We start from the raw sequence: 22,723 nt of genomic DNA, 5'->3' as shown, positions 1-22,723 counted from the left end.
GCACATTTTTATCATTTAACTAAGGGCATTAAGAGATTTATTCATTTATATTTTGAAAAATAATCTGCTCAGGTTTAATTATACCAAGCATCAACATTAATTGAGATAAAATCTCTGATCTTGCATCCTGCTCATTTTTTATTTTTTCTGAACTTAAAAATACAACTTTACTAATATTTTTAGTTGGCAGAGAAAAATATACAGAACTCATTATTCCACCGACAAAGTCAGGTAAGGTATCGGTCATAATAAGAACCTCAAAAGGAATATTCGCAGGAATATTTTCTGCACCAGTTTCTTGCAGAATGTATTCATTAATATCTCCCCCTTTAGGGTGTCCTTTAAAGTATACTTTAATATCATCACCTAAATAGAACTCACCATTTTTATCAAGAAATTTATTCAAAATTTTTGTTTGTAACTTTGCGTTTTTTAATCTTTCATTTTGATCTTCGAACCAAGTTGTCGTTCCTGTAAAGATAAATGTTTTTTGATTAAGGTTATTATTTTTTAATTTATTATAAATTTCTTCATTAAAATTAACTATTTTTAAGAATAAATTCTTTTCTTCTTGCGTGAGCTGATTAAATCTTTCCCAATTCATCGTGGAAACATGATCTGACAAATAGTCTTTTAATGGTTTCATTTTTACATCAATAGAAAGATAATCAGGTCGAAGTAAAATATATTCAGTAGGGAAAAATTTATGCCAAGTATAACGGCTTAATGAATGTAAATCTTGAATATCTCGATTGTATGTTCTTAAATGTTCTCCTAAATTTTGATATGAAGATTGTAGGATAGTAGAAATATCTTTATTTCTATTTTCATATAGTTTTTTATAATTCATTGAACCATCATCGTATAGATATAATTTAGTAATCTCAAATTTATCTTTTAGCGGCTCTAATTTTTTCCATATAGATAGTAAGCTAAATAATGAATGATCTAAATTTGTATGAATAACAAGATCAACTTTATCTGAACTATCTTTTATAGTATTAAATAATTTGTTTGAAAAAGGTTCAATGTTTTGTAAAGAAACTGGATAAAAACTAAGCTTGTCTTTAGGAAAATATTGCAGTTTATCATTGCCTAAATTAAACCGCTCAAATCCAACTACCTTTTCAACTTCTAAATCATCTTTTTTTTCAACTAAATCAAAAATCATATTTAAGGAAGGTAAAGATGCATAATCTAAATACACTTCTAGTTTTTTACTCCATCCCTGAAAAGAGATCATTAATCCTAAAAGTAATAAAATAAATTTTTCCATAGTACAATTCTAATAACTTTTAAAATAAATTAAATAGGTTCAATGATATCAAAACTGAACTTATTCGTGATTATTATCCCATTCTATAATTCGGTGCTTCTTTAGTAATGGTAACATCGTGCACGTGGCTTTCTTTGATACCAGCACCACTGATTCGCACAAATTGGGCTTTGGTGCGAAGATCTTCAATAGTGGCACAACCTGTTAAGCCCATACAAGAACGTAAACCGCCCATCTGTTGGTGGATAATTTCTTTTAGGTAGCCTTTGTATGGGATACGCCCTTCAATGCCTTCTGGTACGAGTTTATCTGCAGCGTTATCACTTTGGAAATAACGATCTGATGAGCCTTTACTCATCGCACCTAAGGAACCCATTCCACGATAAGATTTAAATGCACGTCCTTGGTAAAGTTCAATTTCTCCCGGTGCTTCTTCTGTCCCTGCAAACATTGAGCCAACCATCACACAGCTCGCACCAGCGGCAATCGCTTTGGCAATATCACCAGAATAACGAATACCGCCATCTGCAATCACCGGAATACCACGATCTTTTAGGGCTTCCGCCGCATCGGCAATGGCGGTAATTTGTGGCACACCCACGCCAGTAACAATACGTGTGGTACAAATTGACCCCGGACCAATACCAATTTTAACCGCACTAGCCCCCGCATCCGCAAGGGCGATGGCCCCTTCTGCAGTGGCAACATTACCCGCAATAATTGGTAAATTTGGGTATTTTGCACGAGTCTCACGTACACGTTGTAACACGCCTTCAGAATGTCCGTGAGAAGAATCAATTAATAATACATCCACCCCTGCTTGCACAAGCGCTTCGATACGTTCTTCATTGCCCGCTCCAGCGCCAACAGCCGCACCTACACGCAAACGACCAAATTCATCTTTACAAGCATTTGGTTTTTGTTCTGCTTTTTGGAAATCTTTGACTGTAATCATTCCTTTCAGTTTAAAGCTATCATCCACCACAAGCACTTTTTCTACGCGATGGTTGTGCATTAATGCTAAAATTTCTGTACGAGCTGTGCCTTCTTTTACCGTAACAAGACGTTCTTTTGGCGTCATCATTTTTTCTACCGTTTGGCTAAGATCGTTAACAAAACGCGTGTCGCGTCCAGTAATAATTCCTACTAAATTCCCTTTGCTATCCACAACAGGGTAACCCGCAAAGCCATTTTTTTTCACTAATTCAGCCAATTCTGCTAAAGTGAGATCTGGTGAAACTGTAACGGGTTCAGAAACAATGCCACTTTCAAATTTTTTCACTTTACGTACACGATCAGCTTGACGTTCAATGCTCATATTTTTATGAATAAAACCAATACCACCTTCTTGCGCAAGAGAAATGGCAAGTTTTGCTTCAGTAACGGTATCCATTGCCGCTGAAAGCATAGGTATATTTAAACGAATGGTTTTAGTTAATTGAGTGGATAAATCGGCAGTATTTGGTAATACGGTAGAATGTGCGGGAACAAGTAGCACATCATCAAAAGTAAGGGCTTCTTTTAGTACGCGTAGCATAGCAATATTCTCTCTTTTTATGAGGTTAATGTTAAAAAATATTGCGGCGAGATTATACAGAGTTTATGCTGATTTGGGAATGGCAAATTGTAAATATTTTTTTAATTAAAAAAATTCGATATAAGGGAAGAAAATGTTTAAGCTTTTAACGTTGCTAGCCGATGGCAAGAAAAATTCTCGCCAAAATTTGACCGCACTTTTACATTGCGATGAACGCGAAATGAATACGCATATTCAAGCGTTAAGTGAACTGGGCATTCACTTTGAATTGAATGGTGATGAAATCCAGCTAAAACCCGAATTGCCATTGCTTTCAGCCGAGCATATTAAGCAGCGTCTTGCCCCTTATCCTGTGGTGGTTAAACCCGTGATTCATTCCACAAATCAATTCTTGCTAGAACAGCTTGAACAGCTAGAAAAAGGGCAGCTTTGCTTGGCAGAATATCAATATGCAGGGCGAGGAAGAAGGGGGAGAGATTGGCTTTCCCCTTTTGCTGGGCAGATCATTCTCAGTGCCTATTGGACATTTCCACCGAATATTTCCCTTAATGGGCTAAGTTTAGTTATCGGTATCGCCATTGCGGAAACCTTACAAACCTTTGGCGCGCAAAGCATAGGGTTAAAATGGCCAAATGATGTGTTACTACAAGGGCGTAAACTGGCTGGTGTGCTTGTTGAAATCGCCAATCGTAAAAGCGGTTTACTGAATTTGGTTATTGGTATTGGGATTAATCTTGCCTTACCAAAACAGGCAAGCATTAATCAACCTTGGGCAGAATTAAGGGAAATTCTACCGCACTTTGATCGTGATGAAATCATCATTGCTTTGGTACAACGACTTTACCACTATCTTGACCTGTTTGAACAAGAAGGAATGACATTCTTCCATTCACGCTGGGCAGAGTGGGACGCTTTTCTTAACCAGCCGGTGAGTATGATCAGCGAAAATGACAGCCAGCACGGTATTGAACGAGGCATAGATCGCGAAGGTTATCTTTTATTAGAAACAAAACAAGGCATAGTGCGGTTTAATGGCGGTGAGGTGTCATTACGCCGAAAAGTATAAATATAGAAAGCAACAAATAAGGGGAAGCATTCCCCTTTATTGCGTCAATTTATTAAACTACCCTTTGCACTAACGCTGAAATATCTTCCGCAAAACGTTCTTGCGCCGCCATTTGTTCAATTTGTTGCGATGTATATTTCTTACCGTTATACACAACCACAATGCTCACATCATCAGGCCGCAAAAAATGACTTGTGCCAAATTCTGTATAGCGGGTCGCGCCAATACTGACAATGGCTTTGGTTGGATAATTCGCTTTCTTTAAGAATTCTGCAATATCATTCATTGGTCCAAAATCAGGCTGATGATTCATTTGCTCCACAATCCAATCTAGCAATCTCTGATGAAAATAACTGTATCCCAAGGCTGGGCTATCCACGCCATAAGTATTCATCTCACCACGGCGTTTATGAAAGCAAGCAATACGATAATCATCAATTTCACTGCCTAATGTAAAAGAAGTGAGCGGAATCGTTTTTTCTGCTAAGCCTTTGGTTTCCTCACCCCAGTTTTTCTTTTCACAAATTTTATTGGCATTAGGACGGCGGATCGAACAATCGTTATAAGCGGCAAAGGCATAAGGTAAAAGTGCGGTTACTTTTTCGTTAGAATATTGAATATCGCACAATAATGCAATTTCAGGCTCAATCTGCAAATTATCTGCACCTGCTTGCGGAAAACGGATATGCGTGGCACTTAACGGATTTACCGCCAAAAAGTCATATTCCCCCAAATTCTCTGCTGGTACATAAAAAGGAAAAATCGCTTTCGGCTGATGCCTTTCTGCTGTTTCTACTTGCTCAAAATCCTTCGCCTCACCCGCTTGCTCTAAATGTCCCGCAAAATTGCCTGCGACACCAAGGCCGATAACGTTTTTTGTCATTTTATTGCTCCTTTTATGTTGATCATCTCTCTCAAATCCTACAAGGTTAGAAGGGATTTTCAAGAAGAAATTGAAGGGATTCAATCATCCATAATGGGAATAAAAGAAAAGCGAGAAACTCTCGCTTTTATCTTTTAGATTAGGCAGTTAAATCTTTAATTTGGGTAGTTGGTGCGTTGTTCATCACTGATTTTACACCATTTTTTGCCCCTTCTTGTGAAGCATAATATTGACTACGCCCAATTTCTTGATGGTTTTTTGCTTTCAATACAAAATAAGGTTTATCATTTTTCGCGACGCGGAACTCAAAATTTGCCTCATCACTACCATTTTTTTGCACAGATTCAATACCATTTAATGCTGATGCTTTGGTTTTGTACAATTCACTGGTCAAGATAATTTGTGAATTTGCTGCATATAAATTAAACATAAATTGACCATCGTTTGCTTGTTTTAGTTCATACCAACCTAATGCCATAATATTTTCCTTCTTAATAAGTCGTGGGATATTCCACGCGTTCATCATAAGCTTTTTTTCTGTTTTTTCAATGCGTTTATTAGAAACCTTAATTCAACCGATTAGGTGATATTACCAAAACTGAAACCAAGGTAAATGTAATACGCCAACGAGGGTCTAGGGTTATCAAATTAAAAAATCATCACTTTTTACCCTATACCTCTCCCATTCTATCTAGTTGCCTTACTTCAACGAGCGAATTTTATTAATCACATTACTACTGGAAAAACCATTTTCAAAATTTAACACTTTTACTTCACCGCCGTTGGCGATGACTTCTTTGCCACCGGCAATCTCTTCGGGTTTGTAATCACCGCCTTTGACTAATAGATCAGGTAGCACTTCACTGATTAAACGTTGCGGTGTGTCTTCAGTGAACTCAACAACCCAGTCCACCGCTGCAAGTCCTGCGAGAACAGCCATTCTGGCTTCTAATGGATTGATTGGGCGACTTTCCCCCTTTAAGCGTTTTACCGAAGCATCGCTATTTACTGCCACAATTAAACGATCACCAAGCTTACGGGCATTATCTAAATAAGAAATATGACCGGGGTGAATAATGTCAAACACGCCATTAGTCATCACGATTTTTTCGCCGCGCTGTTTAGCTTGAGAAACCACTTCTTTTAACTGTTGCTCATTCATTACCCCAAAGCCTGTGGTGGTACGCCCGTGAATGGCATTTTCTAGCTCCACGTTAGACACCGTAGAGGTTCCCAATTTTCCGACCACAATACCCGCCGCGACATTAGCCAAATAACACGCCTCCTCAAAACTACGCCCATCTGCCAATGCCGTTGCTAAAACACTGATTACGGTATCGCCCGCCCCAGTCACATCAAACACTTCCTTCGCTTCTGTTGGCAAATGGAATGGTGGTTGTTCAGGGCGGAGTAAGGTCATTCCTTTTTCTGAACGGGTAACCAACAAAGCACTTAATTCAATATCTTGGATTAATTTTAAGCCTTTTTCCACAATCTCATCTTCGCTATGGCATTGACCGACAACCGCTTCAAATTCTGACATATTTGGCGTTAATAAAGTTGCACCACGATAGCGTTCAAAATTCGTGCCTTTAGGATCAATTAACACTGGCACCTTAGCTTGACGGGCAATTTGAATCATTTTTTGCACTTCATTAAGTGTACCTTTGCCATAATCAGAAAGGATCAAAGCGCCAAAATTTTGCACCGCACTTTGTAATTTATCCAACAATAAATCGCTTTTTACATTGTGGAAATCTTCTTCAAAATCAAGGCGTAATAGTTGTTGATGACGTGAAAGCACACGGAGTTTAGTAATCGTTGGATGGCTCGCTAATTGCACAAAATTACAATCAATGCCCTGTTTTTCTAACATTGTTGAGAGTGCGATACCTGCCTCATCTTGCCCTGTTAAACCAAGTAACTGAACAGGAACATTCAAGGAGGCAATATTCATCGCCACATTGGCTGCACCACCAGCACGCTCTTCATTTTCTTGCACTCGTACCACTGGCACAGGGGCTTCAGGAGAAATACGATGCGTTGCACCAAACCAATAGCGATCTAACATCACATCGCCAAGCACAAGCACTTTTGCTTGTTGAAATTGAGTAGAATATTGCGCCATTTTGACCTCATTCTTTTTCATTAAATGACAAATTTTTGCAGATTTTACCATAGGATAAATGCTATTTACTAAAATTTCCGCTAAACTAGCCCTTTAATTAAACCAATTTTAACAAATAGCTCTTTTTTAATTATGGCAAATTCATCACTTCCAAAATTTCAACTCGCATTTCTTGCTCCAAAATACTGGGCATTTTGGATTGGTTTAGCCATTTGGCGCCTTATTCTTTTTCTCCCCTACCCTATTTTATGCAAAATTGGCAATAGGCTTGGCTGGCTATTTTCTAAATTATCTGTTGGCAAACGAAGAATGAAAATTGCCAAACGCAATCTCACCCTTTGCTTTCCTAATTATAGTGAACAGCAAATTAATGAAATTGCACAAGCGAATGTGAAAGCTACGGGAATGGCCATTATTGAAACAGGAATGGCGTGGTTTTGGTCGGATAAGCGCATCAAAAAATGGTCAAAAGTGGAAGGGATTGACTACCTAAAAACCTACCAAAAAGATGGGGTCATTTTGACCGGTGTGCATTTTCTTACCCTTGAGTTGGGAGCGAGAATTCTGGGGCTTTACACACCGGGTATTGGCGTTTATCGCCCAAATGATAATCCGCTAATGGATTGGCTACAAACTTGGGGGCGGCTACGTTCTAATAAAGATATGCTCGATCGCAAAGATTTACGTAATATGATCAAAGCATTACGCCGTGGTGAAATTATTTGGTATGCGCCAGATCACGATTACGGCAGAAAAAATGCCGTTTTCGTCCCTTTCTTTGCAGTGAAAGAGGCGGCCACCACCACGGGCAGTTATTACTTATTAAAATCCTCACCGCAAAGCAAAGTCATTCCTTTTGCACCATTACGCAATAAGGACGGCTCAGGCTATACCGTCAAAGTTTCTGCCCCTGCGGATTTCTCAAACCTCAGCACTGAAATAGAAATTGCCACTCGAATGAATCAAGTGGTTGAACAAGAAATTTTGCAAGGTGTGGAACAATATATGTGGCTACACCGCCGATTTAAAACCCGTCCACAAGAAAGTGATGCGAGTTTATATGATTAGAAAATGAAGGGTGAAGCAATACGCTTTCACCCTTTGTCATAAATAGTACCAAATCTAAAGTGCGGTAAAATTTTCACAAATTTTTCTTACTCTAAAGGTTGGAATGAAATATTCAGGCTAAATAAGGCCACACGACATCACCTAATTCTTCATAAAACCGCTAAGATTGCTGTTCTTCCAATTCATCAGCCATCGCAGAAAGGATTTCCCGTGAGAGAAAGGCAAGTGAGCGATAAAAAGGTAAATTTGCTTGGGTTTCTACTAAATTTAAGAATTTAGTCGCACAAGGTAATAAAAATTCAGCAAACAAGGTTTGTTGAGCTTCAAGGGAATCAAGGTTATCTTCAATCCAAGACGCGGTGAGAAAAATTAGCGGAAAATTCACCGCACTTTGTTCCAGTTCTGGCATTCCCCGTTCTTGACGAAAAGCAATGAAATCAGCCGATTTAAGATCATAAGCGTCAATATTCATTGGCAAAAGAGCATTTTTTCCGCAGAATAAACGCTGATATTCTTGATCTAATAAGGCTAAATCAATTTTCATTTGCAATGCGTCAAGGGCTTGTTCGCTTTGTTTATCTGTTTCTAACGGCCACAGTTCATTGAGAGGTTTTTGTTGCAACCACGCAAAAACATTTTGCAACGTGGCATCTTGTGGTGAACGATAAAAGAGATTGCCAAATAATCGGCTAATTAACGAAAAATGGTTAAGGCTGTTTTCGTTGTTCATTATGCGCTTTCCTTGCTGTTTAAGATTTCTTGAGTGGATAAAAGTGCGGTTAAATTTTGTGAAGTTATTTGTTCCACTTCTTCAAGCATTTTTTGGCGAGCATTATCATCAATAATATGAATATCACCAAAAAATTTATGCTGAATATCTTTAATTCCACAGAAATTAAATAACCCATCTACCAAGCAATCACGCAAGGATTTATCAATGCCAAACTGTTGATATTTTTCAACATTACTGCCGATGGTAATAAATTGTTGCATTTTTTTACCTTGTAATAAGCCCACGGATTGCCCGTTTTCTGTCTTGTAAGCGAAACCGTGGCTTAACACGCGATCTAAATAGCCTTTCAAAATTGCTGGAAACCCCATCCACCATAGGGGATAAACGAGCGTGATTAAATCGGCCTCGCGAATTAACTGATGCTCATAACGAATTTCTTCTGGCGTAATCCCTTGATTCGCACCTTGTAATTCATTCCACGAAATCACAGGGTTAAAGTTAAGCTGATATAAATCACGTACTTGCGTTTCTACCGCTCGCTTTTCGCTTGTGGACTTTACGCGGTCTAAAATGCTACGATTAAAACTGCCCTGCCCATTTGGATGGGCAAAAATAATTAAATGTTTCATTTACTCTTCTACTTTCTTAACAAATAAGGTGATCCCTTCCACGTTATACACTTCAATCACATCATTCACTTGTAAATGCTTACCTTGAATTCGCCAAGTCGTATCGCCAAAATAGCCTCGACCAATGCCGTTTTCATTGATTTCTTGCACGATCCCTTTTGTCCCAAGCATTGCGTGATCTCGTTGATTTAATGAGGAATGTGATTGATCTTGCAGATCTTTACCGTGTTGGTATTTCCACCAAGAAAAACTTAAAATAATGGCTAAAATGGCATAGCCAATCACTAAAAAAGTTAAGGATAAAGTTGCAAATAGTGCCATCACTCCAGCGATAATAATCGCGGCTAAGCCCCACCAGAGTAAAAACACGCCCGGAATAAGAATTTCGGCAATCAATAAACCGAAACCTAAAATAAGCCAATGCCACACTGACCAAGTTGCGAGCCATTCCATACTTATCCCCTTATTTTATGTATTGAAAGGGGCAAATACCCCTGATAATGATTGGCAGATTTACTGCTTTTCACCTTTTAACAACTCAGCAATACCTGCCACAGAGCCAATTAAATTACCAGCTTCAAGTGGCATTAATACCACTTTACTATTATTCGCGCCGCCGATTTCTTTTAACGCTTCGGTATATTTTTGGGCAATAAAGTAATTAATCGCTTTGGTGTTTCCACCCGCAATCGCCTCAGAAACCATTTGTGTGGCTTTAGCTTCTGCTTCCGCCGCACGTTCACGCGCTTCGGCTTGTAAAAAGGCTTCTGCCCGCTCCCCTTCGGCCTTGAGAATGCGTGATTGTTTCTCCCCTTCCGCACGTAAGATTTCAGCTTGTCGAATCCCTTCGGCTTCTAAAATTTCAGCACGCTTATTACGTTCTGCTTTCATTTGCGCATTCATTGCTGCGATTAATTCGTGCGGTGGACGTACATCACGGATCTCAATGCGCGTTACTTTAATTCCCCAAGGATTCGTTGCTTCATCCACAATGGATAACAAACGTCCGTTGATATTATCACGCTGTGAAAGCATTTCATCCAATTCCATTGAGCCTAGCACGGTACGAATATTCGTCATCGTTAAATTGATGATCGCTTGTTCTAAATGGTTCACCTCATAAGCCGCACGGCGAGCATCGATCACTTGAACAAAACACACCGCATCAATGGAAACATTGGCATTGTCTTTCGAGATCACTTCTTGCGAAGGAATATCTAATACTTGTTCCATCATATTAATTTTGCGACCAACACGATCAACAAAGGGAACAACAAAATTTAACCCGGGGGTAAGCGTACGAGTATAACGACCAAAACGTTCGATCGTCCAATGATAGCCTTGTGGCACAGTTTTAAGGGTAGAAAATAAAACTACGCCGACTAAGATTAAAAAAATAATGGCAGCCGTTGGCAGCCCCTCTAATAATTCCATCTCTTTCTCCTACTATAATGATAAATAGTTATGCCGAAGTCTAACAATTACACTGGCTTTTGTATATAGTCGTATCCGCCATTTTTATTAACAAACTCAAATAAATGAGTGATACAACTTGGCACATCTTGCTCTTGATGTGAAACAAACAATAATTGCGTTTCGCTATTCATTACCAGCTGATCAATAAAGTGTTTTACCAGTTTACGATTCACCCCGTCTAACCCTTGCAAGGGTTCATCTAAAATCAATACAGGTGGGTGTTTTACCATTGCTCTTGTAATCAGTAATAAACGCTGCTGTCCCCAAGATAAAGATTTAAACGGCTGATTTGCTTGTGCGGTTAAATTCAATCGGGCAAGCCACTCCATTGCTTTAATGTGCAAAGCATCTGGCACTTTTTGATAAACACCAATACTGTCAAAAAAGCCAGAAAGGATCACATCACGCGCTGAGCAATTCACCCGATAGTCCATATGCAATTGGCTACTGACATACCCCATTTTTTGTTTGATCTGCCAAATGGTTTCACCAGAACCACGTTGATTGCCAAATAAACGCACTTTATTAGCATAAGATTGTGGATGATCGCCACTAATCACGGAAAGCAAGGTCGATTTTCCTGCGCCATTTGGACCTTTTATCCACCAGTTTTCCCCCCGCCTTACTTGCCAATTGAGCTTATCCAGAATTTTTTTCTCACCATATTGAATGGTTACCTGCTCTAATTCAAAGAGTGGTTGATTTTCGTCAAGTTTTATCGCTGGCATCGCACGTTCAGGTAAGGGAATATGCTGCGCAGAATCCGCATAGCGAAGTTGTTGATAAAGGCTTTGTTGCTCAATGGTATTGCGTTCCCCCTGCAAAATCACTTCCTGATGTTCTAACAAGGCAAGATGATCGGCTTCATCAGGAATATCATCAAAGCGATTTAATATCAGCAAAATCGCGATTTTTGCTTGTAACTGTGCAAGCAACACTTTCCATTCTTTAACCGATTGTTGATCCAATCCTTCAAAAGGTTCATCTAAAATGAGCAAATCAGGCTGTTGTACTAAGGCTTGGCATAGCAACACTTTACGACTTTCTCCAGTAGAAAGTTGAATAAATGGGCGATCTAAAAGTGCGGTAATTTTTAACAGCGAACTATATTCTTCAAATAAAGCAAGATCCGCGTTTTCTGCCAAAATGGTTTGTTTGGCAGTTTTGCCAAAATCATCAGGGCTTACGCCGTCATTATTGCGATCTTTAAAGGTTTCACTGACAATTTTTTGCTGTTTTTCAAAAGAGAGGGAACAAACAGTTTGAAACCGATTTTCCATTTTCCCCTCAAGCAAAGGCAGTTTGCCTTCTAACGCCAATGCAAGTGCGCTTTTACCACTGCCATTGCTGCCCACGACACTCCAATAGGCATTGGGCTGAATGGATAATTCATCTATTTTTAAGCGTTGATGATAAGCAAGTTGAAATCTTGCATTTTGAATCGTAATCATACTAGCCATCTATAAAAAAAGCGGAAATTTAATCCGCTCTTTCTTATTTAACATCTTTTCATCTTTAACAAAAAGATTAACCTTTTTGTGCTTCCTCTTCAGAGATACACACCGCCGCCGTAAATACTACGTCAGTAGATGAATTCAACGCGGTCTCTGCGGAATCTTGTAACACACCAATGATAAAGCCTACGCCGATAACCTGCGCAGCAATGTCATTTGAGATACCAAACAAGCTACAAGCTAATGGAATTAATAATAATGAACCACCCGCAACGCCCGATGCACCACAAGCACACACGCTTGATACCACACTTAATAATAATGCGGTAGGGAAAGATACTTCCACACCTAAGGTATGTACTGCTGCTAAGGTTAATACCGTAATTGTGATTGCCGCACCTGCCATATTGATACTTGCCCCTAGTGGAATAGAAACAGAATAAGTATCTTCATTTAAGTTTAAGCGTTTTGCTAACTCCATATTTACAGGAATATTTGCCGCTGAGCTACGCGTGAAGAACGCAGTTAAACCACTTTCACGCACACAAGTCCAGATCAATGGATATGGGTTACGGCGAGTTTTCCAATACACTAAAATTGGATTTACGACAAAAGCAGTAAATAGCATTGCACCAATTAATACGCATAATAAACGTACATAATCAAATAATGCGCCTAAGCCTTTATCTGCAAGGGTTTCAGCCACTAACCCGAACACCCCAATTGGGGCAAAACTAATGATGAAGTGAACGATTTTTGATACCCCTTCAGACAGATCATTCATCACATTTTTAGTGGTGTCTGATGCGTGGCGTAACACTAAACCTAAACCAATCGCCCAAGAAAGAATCCCGATAAAGTTTGCATTAAACAGCGCATTGATTGGATTATCCACCACATTTAACACTAAGGTTCCTAACACTTGAGAAACTTCGCTTGGTGGTGATAAAGAATTTTCTTGTGTTTGCAATGCAATTTCTGTTGGAAAAGCAAAGCTAAATAACACCGCTGTTAATGCCGCAAGGAAGGTGCCTAACAAATATAAAATCACCACGGCTTTCATATTGCTTTGCGTACCAATTTTTTTATTCGCAATGGCTGAAATAACCAATAAAAAGACAAGAATTGGTGCAACCGCACGCAATGAGCGCACAAATACTTTACCTAAAAAACCCGCTTTTTCAGCAAGATTAAAGCCGAGCATTGATTGTAAGCTTGGTGCAATAATCGCCAAAAGTAAGCCTAGAACTAAACCGACAGAAATTCTTTTCACTAAACTTCCGTGAAAAAACAAAGAATATAAACGAGATGTATTCATAATAATTTACGATGTTGTGTTTAAGCTGAACCGAATAAATGGGTCAGCAACGAGTTAAAATTTAGATCTAAAATTAGATCCCCCATAGCCCTTGTAAAGATAGCCTAATTTTTTACTAAAGAAAATATAAAATCGTAAATTAACGCATATTATTTACATAAAGATAGAAATATTTCCTTCTAAATTAAATAAAATTCATTATTTTCTCCTTTTTGCCCTAAATCTTGTGCAGTAACACAAAAATGTGAAAAAAATTTTTATACAGTATTGACGAGCTGTATAAAACAACAGTATTATTTTCACTGTATAAAAACCCAGTGAATTTAATGATAAGCGGAGCATCAAGATGAATTACCTCAACCAACAAACCTCGTTCTCCTATCAGCCAATGCCATTTTTAACTGATAGTAAATCTTTCAATTCCACCTTTAATAGAAAACTTGATTTAAATCTTTATTGCATTAAACACCCCCAAAAAACCTGCTTTATTCAGGTAACAAACCCAAATATGCTGGCGTGGGGAATTGAAATGGGCGATATGCTCGTGGTGGAACAAAATGATCATCTTAGCATTGGGGATTTAGTGGTAATGGAACAAAATCATCAATTCTGCATATATGAGTTTGTTGCTTATGAAGATAAAGCATTCATTTTTCTACCGCTGGATGCCAAAATGAAAAGCATAAAATGTGAAAAATGGTCTGCCTTACCCATTATTGGCGTAATTACAAATACCATTCATCAAATAAAACCTAAAAAGCAAATGCGATTTGCCGCTTAACTCATTGAAACGAAAAGTGCGGTGCAAATTTTTTCATTTTTACTGTTTAGGACAAATAAAATAGGAAGCATATAATGAAGCAGTTAGACATTCGTTTTATGAAAGAAAGCGACACAAAACGCCAAGAATATCAATTAAAAATCATTGCTAAGCTGCAAGACGTACTGCCTCGAAAGATTGCGGAGAAATTTGAAGATATTCACGTTCGTATTCGTTTTTCCAGTGCGGCAGGCGTGGAGATAACAGGTATCAAAAATAAAGACGAAAAGGAACGTTTAATGGAATATTTAGAAGAACTCTGGAACGACAGTTCGTTGGTTGAACTGGATTGATAAAGCAAGATAGAAGCGAATATTCATTGCGTTCATCATATAAAAAATCATAAAAAAACCACCACACTTTAGTTTATCTATGCCATTAGCTTCTAGGGGGATCTCTATTTGAATAATGCGACTAAAAAGAGACAAAATCGCTAGCAAAATTAGGTAAATTATGCAGAGAAGTGGGATATTCTCAAACTATTTCACAAAGTTTTGCAGGGTTTGGGAATTTTAGACCATTACATTATTCACATACCCAATAAGGTTCGCCCTAAATATTCATCGAAGAAAAAAATAAAGTGCGGTGTTTTTTTTAACAATTTATTCCAGCCAAGTGACCAATTCTTCCATCGGTTTTCTTGATTTCGCTTTAATCTCTTTCGCCCGATAACCAAAGGTAACGATCACAGAAACGCCCCATTCCACTGGATCAAACGCGCCTGACTGGGCTAAAATTTGATTCACCGCTTCATAGTTAAAGCCTTCTATTGGACAGCTATCCACACCAATAAATGCCGCGCCTGTCATCATATTTGCTAATGCGATATAGGTTTGCTTACTTGTCCAATCGAATAATGCCCGTTCACTTTCCAGCACGTTCATATCATTTTGTTGAAAAGTGCGGTATTTTTCTTTCGCTTTTTCCATTTGTTCTGGCGTTAATCCACGCTTAATTAAGGCATTATGCAAATAATCTGAATCGTAACGTGCATTTTTCTTTGCTAAAATCGCCACCACATAACTCGCTTCATCAAGCTGAGTTGCCATTCCCCAGCTGACCGGTTTAAGCTTTTCACGTAATTCTGGATTTTGAATGACGACGAAGTGCCAAGGCTCTGATCCCACTGAACTTGGTGATAAACGAGCAAGCTCTAAAATATAATCAAAATCCTCACGGCTCACTTTTTTATTTGGATCGTAATAACGTGTTGCGGCACGAAAACGAAATCGTTCTAATACTTGTTCTTTACTGATTACACTCATTATACTTTCTCCCGATAAGGTTAAATGCCATCATTATAGCAAGCACAGTAAAAATTCAGGAAATGCTATGACAATTAAAGTTGATAGGCATCAAATAAAAAAGTTACCTATTTTTGTTAGGTAACTTTTTTAATCTAGGTTGAAGTTCTGTTTAAAAAATCAGATTATTCAACCACTAATGTGCGACAAGTGTTTGTTCCACCAGAGGTTAGAAGATCACCTTGAGTTAATAACACAAGATCACCCGTTACTAAGTAGCCTTTATCTTTCAATAATTGCATCGCCGCTTTCAATCCTTCAATGGTACGGCTTTCTTGATCGAAATGAACAGGTACAACACCACGATATAATGCACAAAGATTTAATGTTTCTTGGTTACGAGATAAGGCAAAAATTGGTAAGCCAGAACTAATGCGAGACATTAATTTCGCTGTATGTCCGCTGTTTGTCATTGCAATAATTGCGGCAACCCCTTTCATATGGTTCGCAGCAAACATTGCTGACATCGCAACCGCTTCTTCAATCGTATCAAAAGTGCGATCAACACGGTGGCGTGAAACGTTTACGCTAGGCATTTTTTCTGCCCCTAAACACACTTTCGCCATTGCTGCCACGGTTTCAGCAGGATATTGCCCCGCAGCGGTTTCAGCAGAAAGCATTACTGCGTCTGTACCGTCCAATACTGCATTGGCTACGTCCATTACTTCCGCACGGGTTGGCATTGGGTTGCTGATCATTGATTCCATCATTTGCGTTGCGGTAATCACCACGCGATTTAATTGACGAGAACGACGGATTAATTTTTTCTGTACGCCCACTAATTCAGGATCGCCAATTTCAACGCCTAAGTCACCACGGGCAACCATAATCACATCAGAAGCAAGAATAATATCGTCCATCGCTTCATCACTCATTACGGTTTCTGCACGTTCTACTTTTGCCACAATTTTCGCTTTAAGACCGGCTTCTTCCGCTAATTGACGTGCATAGTTCAAATCAGCACTTGAGCGAGGGAAAGACACGGCTAAGTAATCCACCCCAATACGTGCTGCAGTAATAATATCTGCTTTGTCTTTTTCCGTTAAGGCATCGGCAGATAACCCACCGCCTAATTTATTGATCCCTTTATTATTTGAAAGAGGCCCGCCGACAGTCACTTCAGTGAAGACTTTTGCGCCTTCAGTTGATAATACTTTTAACTGAACACGACCATCGTCTAATAATAAAATATCACCCGGAACAACGTCTTGTGGTAAGGTTTTATAATCTAAACCAACGGCTTCTTGATCCCCTTCACCTTTTGGTAATTCTGCGTCTAAAACAAATTTATCACCCACATTTAAGAAAATTTTGCCATCTTTAAAAGTAGAAACACGAATTTTAGGCCCTTGTAAATCCCCTAAAATCGCCACAGTTTTACCTAATTTTTGTGCAATTTCACGCACACGTTGCGCACGCCCAATGTGATCTTCAGGCGTACCGTGAGAAAAGTTCATTCTCACTACATTAGCACCCGCCGCAATAATTTTTTCTAAATTATTACCACGGTCTGTAGAAGGCCCCATAGTACATACAATTTTGGTTCTTCTTAGTCTTCTAGACATTACTTACTCCATTGTTCTTCAAAATACAAACTAAAAATTGCGAGCTATTATACGCCTAAAACCCAGCAAGATCGAGATCGCCTACGCGAAAAACAGCAAAAAACGCTAAGCCATTGATTAAATTTATGGCAATTAATCATACAATATGAAAAATGCCCTTGTGTTACACGGCAAAAGTCGCTAAGATACGCACCAAATTTCAGTGCGACTATAGCTCAGTTGGTTAGAGCACCACCTTGACATGGTGGGGGTCACTGGTTCGAGTCCAGCTAGTCGCACCATTTCTTCTAATTCCCCCTAAATTTTCTCTTATTTAATACTCAATTTCTCTGCGCCCAGAAAAAGAATGTCCAAGCGTGTTACTATCCACCGTTTCTAGCTCTCCGCCCACTGGGATACCGTGCGCAATACGGGTGACTTTGATATTGTATTGCATACAAAGTTCTGCGATATAATTGGCGGTTGCCTCACCTTCCACCGTTGGATTGGTGGCGAGAATCACCTCCTTAAAGGTTTCATTTTGCAACCGTCTATTAAGCAAGTCTAAACCGATTTCTTTTGGCCCGATACCGTCTAAAGGGGAAAGATGCCCCATTAAGACGAAATAACGCCCTGAGAATTGCCCCGTTTGTTCAATGGCTTGAATATCTGAAGGTTGCTCCACCACACAAAGCAAACCAGTGTTTTGACGACGTGGATTATGACAAATGGTACACACGTCTTCTTCAGTAAAGGTTCTGCATTGTTCGCAATGCCCAATTTTCGACATTGCGGCGGTTAAAGCACGCGCTAGCTCCATTCCACCGTTGCGATCCCGCTGCAACAAATGATATGCCATACGTTGTGCTGATTTCGGTCCGACTCCGGGTAAACAGCGCAGTGCATCAATAAGATTTTCTAATAATGGGCTTGTTTGCATTGTTTTGCCTAAAATAAATAAAAAAACACACCGCACTTTGATTTTTAAGAAAAAATGAAGTGCGGTGCAAAATTAGGAAAATTTAGAACGGCATTTTAAAACCGGGCGGTAATGACATTCCTGCGGTAACCGATGCCATTTTTTCTTTTTGCAATTCTTCTGCACGGCGAACAGCATCATTAAACGCGGCTGCAATCAGATCTTCAAGCATTTCTTTATCGTCTTCCATTAAAGAAGGATCGATTTCAATACGGCGACAGTTATGCGCACCATTTACCGTAATTTTTACCAAGCCTGCGCCAGATTCACCCGTTACTTCCAACTGTGCAATTTCTTCTTGCATTTTTTGCATACGATCTTGCATTTGTTGGGCTTGTTTCATTAAGTTGCCTAAGCCACCTTTTCCAAACATAATTTTTATCCTCAGTGTTAATAAGTCGCAACATTCTAACGAAAAATTAATAAATTGGGAATAATGAAATCTGTGTTAGAATGCCAAGCTTTGTTTTAGCTAATTGATGTTGTCCCTATGCGATTATTTATAGCCGAAAAACCTAGCCTTGCACGCGCCATTGCCGATGTGTTGCCCAAACCCCATCAGCGTGGTGATGGTTTTATTCGTTGTGGCGAAAATGATTGCGTAACTTGGTGCGTTGGCCATTTATTAGAGCAAGCCGAACCGGAGGCTTACGATCCCAAATTCAAAATGTGGCGCTTGGAAGATTTACCCATCGTGCCGCAAAAATGGTTGCTTATTCCACGCAAAGCGGTGAAAAAACAATTGGATACCGTAATCAAGCTCATTCATCAAGCTGATGAACTGATCAATGCCGGCGACCCTGATCGTGAAGGGCAGCTTTTAGTCGATGAAGTATTTAGCTATGCCAATCTTTCTGCCGAAAAAAAAGCTCAAATCCAACGTTGCTTAATTAGTGATTTAAACCCAAGTGCGGTGCAAAAAGCAGTAAAAAAATTACAATCTAATCAACACTTTATTCCCCTTGCGACATCAGCTCTCGCCCGCGCTAGAGCCGATTGGCTTTATGGCATTAATATGACGCGTTCCTATACTAAACGTGGGCAAAATATGGGCTATCGCGGTGTGCTTTCTGTGGGTCGCGTGCAAACCCCAGTATTGGGTTTGATCGTTCGCCGTGATCTGGAAATTGAAAACTTCCAACCAAAAGATTATTTTGAAGTGCAGGCTTTCGTGCAAACAACGGAAGAAATCGCGCAAAAATTCACCGCACTTTGGCAACCAAGCAAAGCCTGTGAAGATTATCAAGATGAAGACGGACGCGTACTCTCACGAGCCTTAGCAGAAAATGTCGTGAAACGTATCACAGGACAACCTGCAACAGTGACGGATTATCAAGACAAACGCGAAAAAGAAGCCGCTCCCTTGCCTTATTCTCTTTCTGCCTTGCAAATTGATGCCGCAAAACGCTATGGGCTTTCTGCCCAAGAGGTGTTGGATACCTGCCAACGTTTATATGAAACGCACCGCTTGATCACCTATCCACGTTCAGATTGCCGTTATTTACCCACAGAGCATTTTGCTGATCGTCACAAGGTGATGAATGCGATTTCCGCACAAGCCCCCGATTATCAATCATTACCCAGTATCATTAATCCTGAACAGAGAAATCGTTGCTGGAATGATAAAAAAGTGGAAGCACACCACGCCATTATCCCAACGGCAAAAAATACCCCCGTTAATCTCACACAAACAGAACGAAATATTTATCAGCTTATCGCTCGTCAATATTTAGCCCAATTCTGTATTGATGCGGAATATCGTCGCTGCAAAATCACCTTAAATATAGCAGGGGGAAAATTTATCGCCCAAGCCAGTAATCTACAAGTGGCTGGCTGGAAAGAACTTTGGGGTAAAGAAAATGACGAGCAAAATAACGCCGAACCCTTGCTTCCTGAAGTAAAAAAAGGGCAAGAATTATTCTGTGAAAAAGGGGAAATTCTCAGCAAGAAAACCCAGCCACCAAAACCATTTTCTGATGCGACCCTACTTTCAGCAATGACAGGGATCGCACGTTTTGTACAAGACAAAGCCTTAAAAAAAATCCTACGCGAAACAGATGGCTTAGGCACAGAAGCCACTCGCGCAGGCATCATTGAGTTGCTATTTAAACGCGGTTTTATCTATAAAAAAGGGCGTCATATTCACAGTAGCGAAACAGGGAGAATTTTAATCCAAGCGTTACCTGATATTGCCACGCTGCCCGATATGACCGCACATTGGGAAGCCCAGCTCAACAGCATTAGCCAAAAAGAATTGAATTATCACCAATTTATGCACGAATTGGTACAATCCCTACCTGCCCTGCTCAGTTATACCAATTTCGATGCGTTACGGCAGCTTAGTGCATTATCTCGACAACAAATGACGACAAAAAATGCAAGCGCAACGAAAAAGAAAAGTGCGGTGGAAAAATCATAAGTTTTACGGCAAGTTAAATTGCTTACAATTAAAACAATCGACAATTTTTTAAAGAAAATCGCTTGCGCGCTGTTTTAATATTCGCTAATATTCGCCCGTTAATTTTTGGTATCCAATAACAAGAGAAGAAATAATGTATCAAGCACTGTTAATTATCTACTTAGTTGTATCTGTTATCCTTATTGGTTTCATTTTAATCCAACAAGGTAAAGGTGCAAACGCAGGTGCTTCATTTGGAGGCGGTGCATCAGGTACAGTATTTGGTGCAAGTGGTGCAGGGAATTTTTTATCCCGTACAACCGCAATCTTAGCAGTTATCTTCTTTGTTACTAGCCTTGCTATTGCTAACATTAACTCTCACCACGGTGAGGTAAAACAAGGCAAATTTGATAATCTTTCACAAGTTGCAGAAAAAATTCAAGAACAGCAACCAAAAGTGGAAGAAAAACAAAATTCAGATATCCCACAATAATCTAAACCGAATTTTGCTCTGATGGTGGAATTGGTAGACACGCTATCTTGAGGGGGTAGTGTCCATAGGACGTGCGAGTTCAAGTCTCGCTCAGAGCACCATAACACTTAACTAAGCCTTTCGTAATCACTCGAAAGGCTTTTTTAATGCCTGTAATTTCAAGGCGTTAGCCTATTTTGCTTATCGCAACTGACCGTAGCTAATTGAGTTAAAGGGCGGATCGTAGTAACTATAATGGTAACTATGAACGGAATATCGTTACGATCCCATTTTTAATAGTGACTAAAAGTACAGCGCACTTAATGGATATAAAAATAGCACTCATACCGAGTGCTATTTGCGTTTTAAATATCCACAGGCTGCCAATCTTGCCCTTTCACTGGTGGTAACCAAGGGCTACCTTTTATACATAAAGACCATAAATAATCAGGTATGCGATAATGATCTGGCTGCTCAGGATCAAGTGCGGTGATAATTTCTTGCGTTTTTCCTTGGGCAATTAACGTCGCAAGATTTGGGTTAATCATTATAGATTTACCCACACCAACAAACTCTACCCATCCTGTATTCAAGGCGCCAACAAGCTGTTCTGCGCTGAATAAATTTCCCACTCCAATAAGCGGTAAACGACCATTTAGACGTTGATGAATTAATTCAAGACGGGCAGAATGAGTATCTGCACCACGACGAGCCTTTTTATAAAAATCCCACAATGACACGTGTAAATATTGTAATGGCTTCTCAGCTAAAGCGGACACCAATTCAAGCGTATCTGTCATTGTTAATCCATTCTCACCCGGCTCTTCTGGCGATAAACGATAGCCAATAATGAATGCTGGGCATTGATGTTTCTCACGCATTGCATTCACTGCATCGATCACAGCAAGTGGGAAACGCAAACGATTTGTCAAATTCCCTCCCCACTCATCGGTACGTTGATTACTTTGCTTAGAGAAAAATTGCTGAATTAAATAACCGTTCGCCCCGTGAATTTCTACCCCATCAAACCCCGAGCGAATAGCAAGCTCTGTGGCGAAAGCAAAATCTTGAATAATTTGCAAAATTTCTTCTTGAGTCAACGCCCTTGTTTGTGTGTCAGGATCTGCTGAAGGCGCCACTTTCTCTTTTCCATTCAATAATTCGGATAGTGCTAATTTCCCGCCGTGATGAAGTTGCAGAATGGCTTTTGCACCTTGCTGTTTAATAATCTCCGCAGTTTTACTTAAACTTTCCAAATGAAATTCATTTAACGCTTCTGGCTGTCCTTGAAATGCCTTACCATTTTCTGACACCAATGTTGCTGCGGTAATAAACATTCCCATATTTTCTGCACGCCCTTGCAAAAATTGAGCCTCTTGGCTTCCTAATGTGCCATCAGGGTTTGATGCAAAATGGGTTAAAGGGGCAACCACTAAACGATTTTTGATTTCAACATTGTTATTCAAAAAATACGGTTGAAATAACGCTGAAAATTTCTGTTCCATTCGATTCCTCATTCATTTATTTATAAAATCTTTTCTATCATACGTGCCAAATGATAAGAAAAATAGTGTTTTCCCTTACAAGAGGAAAATTTAATACATATGAGGGATTTTTGCACCGCACTTTGATTTTTCT

The 22,723-nt window shown here is 39.4% G+C and carries 22 protein-coding genes and 2 tRNA genes; 8 read left to right on the top strand and 16 right to left on the bottom strand.

Annotated elements, in window-relative coordinates:
• Window positions 1-37: 37 nt before the first annotated feature.
• Together L5B83_RS06555 and guaB are read right to left on the bottom strand one after the other, a co-directional pair.
• Window positions 38-1,276, bottom strand: a complete 1,239-nt coding sequence (locus L5B83_RS06555; RefSeq protein ID WP_265777928.1) for a hypothetical protein — start codon at window positions 1,274-1,276, stop codon at window positions 38-40.
• Window positions 1,277-1,349: 73 nt separating this feature from the next.
• Window positions 1,350-2,813 (bottom strand): IMP dehydrogenase, encoded by a 1,464-nt coding sequence (guaB, locus tag L5B83_RS06550; protein ID WP_250349799.1) that lies wholly within the window; start codon window positions 2,811-2,813, stop codon window positions 1,350-1,352.
• 133 nt (window positions 2,814-2,946) lie between these two features.
• Between guaB and birA the strand changes: the two genes are divergently transcribed.
• Window positions 2,947-3,879 carry a bifunctional biotin--[acetyl-CoA-carboxylase] ligase/biotin operon repressor BirA gene (gene birA / locus L5B83_RS06545; protein WP_265777927.1) on the top strand — a complete coding sequence of 311 codons (933 nt, stop codon included), beginning with the start codon at window positions 2,947-2,949 and terminating at the stop codon, window positions 3,877-3,879.
• 52 nt (window positions 3,880-3,931) lie between these two features.
• Here the strand turns inward: birA and L5B83_RS06540 are convergent, their stop codons facing one another.
• From L5B83_RS06540 to hldE, 3 genes are all read right to left on the bottom strand, one after another.
• A complete protein-coding gene (locus tag L5B83_RS06540; protein WP_265777926.1) occupies window positions 3,932-4,762 on the bottom strand; it encodes a DUF5718 family protein in 831 nt (276 codons plus the stop codon).
• Between the two features lie 139 nt (window positions 4,763-4,901).
• On the bottom strand, window positions 4,902-5,240 hold the full coding sequence (locus L5B83_RS06535; protein WP_265762743.1) for a YegP family protein: 339 nt from the start codon (window positions 5,238-5,240) through the stop codon (window positions 4,902-4,904).
• Window positions 5,241-5,462: 222 nt separating this feature from the next.
• Window positions 5,463-6,890 carry a bifunctional D-glycero-beta-D-manno-heptose-7-phosphate kinase/D-glycero-beta-D-manno-heptose 1-phosphate adenylyltransferase HldE gene (gene hldE / locus L5B83_RS06530; RefSeq protein ID WP_250363351.1) on the bottom strand — a complete coding sequence of 476 codons (1,428 nt, stop codon included), beginning with the start codon at window positions 6,888-6,890 and terminating at the stop codon, window positions 5,463-5,465.
• Between the two features lie 132 nt (window positions 6,891-7,022).
• Between hldE and L5B83_RS06525 the strand changes: the two genes are divergently transcribed.
• Entirely contained in the window at window positions 7,023-7,958 is a 936-nt protein-coding gene (locus tag L5B83_RS06525; protein WP_265777925.1) for a Kdo(2)-lipid IV(A) acyltransferase, read from the top strand.
• A 160-nt stretch (window positions 7,959-8,118) separates the two neighbouring features.
• On the opposite strand, the gene L5B83_RS06520 is transcribed toward L5B83_RS06525, so the two are convergent.
• The 6 genes from L5B83_RS06520 to sstT form a co-directional block, all read right to left on the bottom strand.
• Entirely contained in the window at window positions 8,119-8,688 is a 570-nt protein-coding gene (locus L5B83_RS06520; RefSeq protein ID WP_265777924.1) for a TorD/DmsD family molecular chaperone, read from the bottom strand.
• Window positions 8,688-9,320, bottom strand: coding sequence for an NAD(P)H-dependent oxidoreductase (locus L5B83_RS06515; RefSeq protein ID WP_265777923.1), 633 nt, complete (start codon window positions 9,318-9,320; stop codon window positions 8,688-8,690). Before L5B83_RS06515 ends, L5B83_RS06520 begins: the two co-directional genes overlap by 1 nt.
• A complete protein-coding gene (locus L5B83_RS06510) occupies window positions 9,321-9,773 on the bottom strand; it encodes an NfeD family protein (RefSeq protein WP_265777922.1) in 453 nt (150 codons plus the stop codon).
• A gap of 60 nt (window positions 9,774-9,833) precedes the next feature.
• A complete protein-coding gene (locus tag L5B83_RS06505) occupies window positions 9,834-10,754 on the bottom strand; it encodes an SPFH domain-containing protein (protein ID WP_250349790.1) in 921 nt (306 codons plus the stop codon).
• A gap of 47 nt (window positions 10,755-10,801) precedes the next feature.
• The gene (gene modF, locus L5B83_RS06500; protein ID WP_265777921.1) at window positions 10,802-12,247 is read right to left on the bottom strand and encodes a molybdate ABC transporter ATP-binding protein ModF; all 1,446 of its coding nucleotides are present in this window, start codon (window positions 12,245-12,247) and stop codon (window positions 10,802-10,804) included.
• A gap of 76 nt (window positions 12,248-12,323) precedes the next feature.
• Window positions 12,324-13,568: a serine/threonine transporter SstT gene (gene sstT, locus L5B83_RS06495; RefSeq protein ID WP_265777920.1), complete on the bottom strand. Its 1,245-nt coding sequence runs from the start codon at window positions 13,566-13,568 to the stop codon at window positions 12,324-12,326.
• Between the two features lie 346 nt (window positions 13,569-13,914).
• On the opposite strand from sstT, the gene L5B83_RS06490 reads away from it, so the two are divergent.
• Both L5B83_RS06490 and L5B83_RS06485 read left to right on the top strand, forming a co-directional pair.
• A complete protein-coding gene (locus tag L5B83_RS06490) occupies window positions 13,915-14,349 on the top strand; it encodes a LexA family protein (RefSeq protein ID WP_250363357.1) in 435 nt (144 codons plus the stop codon).
• A gap of 74 nt (window positions 14,350-14,423) precedes the next feature.
• Window positions 14,424-14,681, top strand: a complete 258-nt coding sequence (locus tag L5B83_RS06485; RefSeq protein ID WP_250349786.1) for a DinI-like family protein — start codon at window positions 14,424-14,426, stop codon at window positions 14,679-14,681.
• A gap of 309 nt (window positions 14,682-14,990) precedes the next feature.
• On the opposite strand, the gene L5B83_RS06480 is transcribed toward L5B83_RS06485, so the two are convergent.
• Together L5B83_RS06480 and pyk are read right to left on the bottom strand one after the other, a co-directional pair.
• Complete coding sequence (locus L5B83_RS06480) at window positions 14,991-15,653, bottom strand: NAD(P)H-dependent oxidoreductase (protein ID WP_250363358.1); 663 nt, start codon at window positions 15,651-15,653, stop codon at window positions 14,991-14,993.
• A gap of 164 nt (window positions 15,654-15,817) precedes the next feature.
• The gene (gene pyk / locus L5B83_RS06475) at window positions 15,818-17,257 is read right to left on the bottom strand and encodes a pyruvate kinase (RefSeq protein WP_250349784.1); all 1,440 of its coding nucleotides are present in this window, start codon (window positions 17,255-17,257) and stop codon (window positions 15,818-15,820) included.
• A gap of 204 nt (window positions 17,258-17,461) precedes the next feature.
• On the opposite strand from pyk, the gene L5B83_RS06470 reads away from it, so the two are divergent.
• Window positions 17,462-17,538, top strand: a tRNA-Val gene (locus L5B83_RS06470).
• Between the two features lie 32 nt (window positions 17,539-17,570).
• Here L5B83_RS06470 and recR read toward each other — a convergent pair.
• The gene (gene recR / locus L5B83_RS06465) at window positions 17,571-18,176 is read right to left on the bottom strand and encodes a recombination mediator RecR (RefSeq protein ID WP_250363359.1); all 606 of its coding nucleotides are present in this window, start codon (window positions 18,174-18,176) and stop codon (window positions 17,571-17,573) included.
• 82 nt (window positions 18,177-18,258) lie between these two features.
• The gene (locus L5B83_RS06460) at window positions 18,259-18,588 is read right to left on the bottom strand and encodes a YbaB/EbfC family nucleoid-associated protein (RefSeq protein ID WP_103853095.1); all 330 of its coding nucleotides are present in this window, start codon (window positions 18,586-18,588) and stop codon (window positions 18,259-18,261) included.
• A 117-nt stretch (window positions 18,589-18,705) separates the two neighbouring features.
• On the opposite strand from L5B83_RS06460, the gene L5B83_RS06455 reads away from it, so the two are divergent.
• From L5B83_RS06455 to L5B83_RS06445, 3 genes are all read left to right on the top strand, one after another.
• A complete protein-coding gene (locus L5B83_RS06455) occupies window positions 18,706-20,634 on the top strand; it encodes a DNA topoisomerase III (RefSeq protein ID WP_250363360.1) in 1,929 nt (642 codons plus the stop codon).
• Window positions 20,635-20,767: 133 nt separating this feature from the next.
• Window positions 20,768-21,106 (top strand): preprotein translocase subunit SecG, encoded by a 339-nt coding sequence (gene secG, locus L5B83_RS06450; protein ID WP_250349781.1) that lies wholly within the window; start codon window positions 20,768-20,770, stop codon window positions 21,104-21,106.
• A gap of 15 nt (window positions 21,107-21,121) precedes the next feature.
• Window positions 21,122-21,207, top strand: a tRNA-Leu gene (locus tag L5B83_RS06445).
• Window positions 21,208-21,450: 243 nt separating this feature from the next.
• On the opposite strand, the gene L5B83_RS06440 is transcribed toward L5B83_RS06445, so the two are convergent.
• Complete coding sequence (locus L5B83_RS06440; RefSeq protein WP_250363361.1) at window positions 21,451-22,590, bottom strand: NADH-dependent flavin oxidoreductase; 1,140 nt, start codon at window positions 22,588-22,590, stop codon at window positions 21,451-21,453.
• Window positions 22,591-22,723 lie beyond the last annotated feature (133 nt).

The organism is Avibacterium sp. 21-599 (assembly GCF_026226765.1).
Taxonomy (GTDB): domain Bacteria; phylum Pseudomonadota; class Gammaproteobacteria; order Enterobacterales; family Pasteurellaceae; genus Avibacterium.
Note: the sequence above shows the minus strand (reverse complement) of the source record. Positions and strands in the feature narration are given on the sequence as shown.

Excerpts from the sequence above, each read along its gene's own strand:
- L5B83_RS06555 (WP_265777928.1), bottom strand. The coding sequence starts at position 1,276 with ATGGAAAAATTTATTTTATTACTTTTAGGATTAATGATCTCTTTTCAG.
- guaB (WP_250349799.1), bottom strand. The coding sequence starts at position 2,813 with ATGCTACGCGTACTAAAAGAAGCCCTTACTTTTGATGATGTGCTACTT.
- birA (WP_265777927.1), top strand. The coding sequence starts at position 2,947 with ATGTTTAAGCTTTTAACGTTGCTAGCCGATGGCAAGAAAAATTCTCGC.
- L5B83_RS06540 (WP_265777926.1), bottom strand. The coding sequence starts at position 4,762 with ATGACAAAAAACGTTATCGGCCTTGGTGTCGCAGGCAATTTTGCGGGA.
- L5B83_RS06535 (WP_265762743.1), bottom strand. The coding sequence starts at position 5,240 with ATGGCATTAGGTTGGTATGAACTAAAACAAGCAAACGATGGTCAATTT.
- hldE (WP_250363351.1), bottom strand. The coding sequence starts at position 6,890 with ATGGCGCAATATTCTACTCAATTTCAACAAGCAAAAGTGCTTGTGCTT.
- L5B83_RS06525 (WP_265777925.1), top strand. The coding sequence starts at position 7,023 with ATGGCAAATTCATCACTTCCAAAATTTCAACTCGCATTTCTTGCTCCA.
- L5B83_RS06520 (WP_265777924.1), bottom strand. The coding sequence starts at position 8,688 with ATGAACAACGAAAACAGCCTTAACCATTTTTCGTTAATTAGCCGATTA.
- L5B83_RS06515 (WP_265777923.1), bottom strand. The coding sequence starts at position 9,320 with ATGAAACATTTAATTATTTTTGCCCATCCAAATGGGCAGGGCAGTTTT.
- L5B83_RS06510 (WP_265777922.1), bottom strand. The coding sequence starts at position 9,773 with ATGGAATGGCTCGCAACTTGGTCAGTGTGGCATTGGCTTATTTTAGGT.
- L5B83_RS06505 (WP_250349790.1), bottom strand. The coding sequence starts at position 10,754 with ATGGAATTATTAGAGGGGCTGCCAACGGCTGCCATTATTTTTTTAATC.
- modF (WP_265777921.1), bottom strand. The coding sequence starts at position 12,247 with ATGATTACGATTCAAAATGCAAGATTTCAACTTGCTTATCATCAACGC.
- sstT (WP_265777920.1), bottom strand. The coding sequence starts at position 13,568 with ATGAATACATCTCGTTTATATTCTTTGTTTTTTCACGGAAGTTTAGTG.
- L5B83_RS06490 (WP_250363357.1), top strand. The coding sequence starts at position 13,915 with ATGAATTACCTCAACCAACAAACCTCGTTCTCCTATCAGCCAATGCCA.
- L5B83_RS06485 (WP_250349786.1), top strand. The coding sequence starts at position 14,424 with ATGAAGCAGTTAGACATTCGTTTTATGAAAGAAAGCGACACAAAACGC.
- L5B83_RS06480 (WP_250363358.1), bottom strand. The coding sequence starts at position 15,653 with ATGAGTGTAATCAGTAAAGAACAAGTATTAGAACGATTTCGTTTTCGT.
- pyk (WP_250349784.1), bottom strand. The coding sequence starts at position 17,257 with ATGTCTAGAAGACTAAGAAGAACCAAAATTGTATGTACTATGGGGCCT.
- recR (WP_250363359.1), bottom strand. The coding sequence starts at position 18,176 with ATGCAAACAAGCCCATTATTAGAAAATCTTATTGATGCACTGCGCTGT.
- L5B83_RS06460 (WP_103853095.1), bottom strand. The coding sequence starts at position 18,588 with ATGTTTGGAAAAGGTGGCTTAGGCAACTTAATGAAACAAGCCCAACAA.
- L5B83_RS06455 (WP_250363360.1), top strand. The coding sequence starts at position 18,706 with ATGCGATTATTTATAGCCGAAAAACCTAGCCTTGCACGCGCCATTGCC.
- secG (WP_250349781.1), top strand. The coding sequence starts at position 20,768 with ATGTATCAAGCACTGTTAATTATCTACTTAGTTGTATCTGTTATCCTT.
- L5B83_RS06440 (WP_250363361.1), bottom strand. The coding sequence starts at position 22,590 with ATGGAACAGAAATTTTCAGCGTTATTTCAACCGTATTTTTTGAATAAC.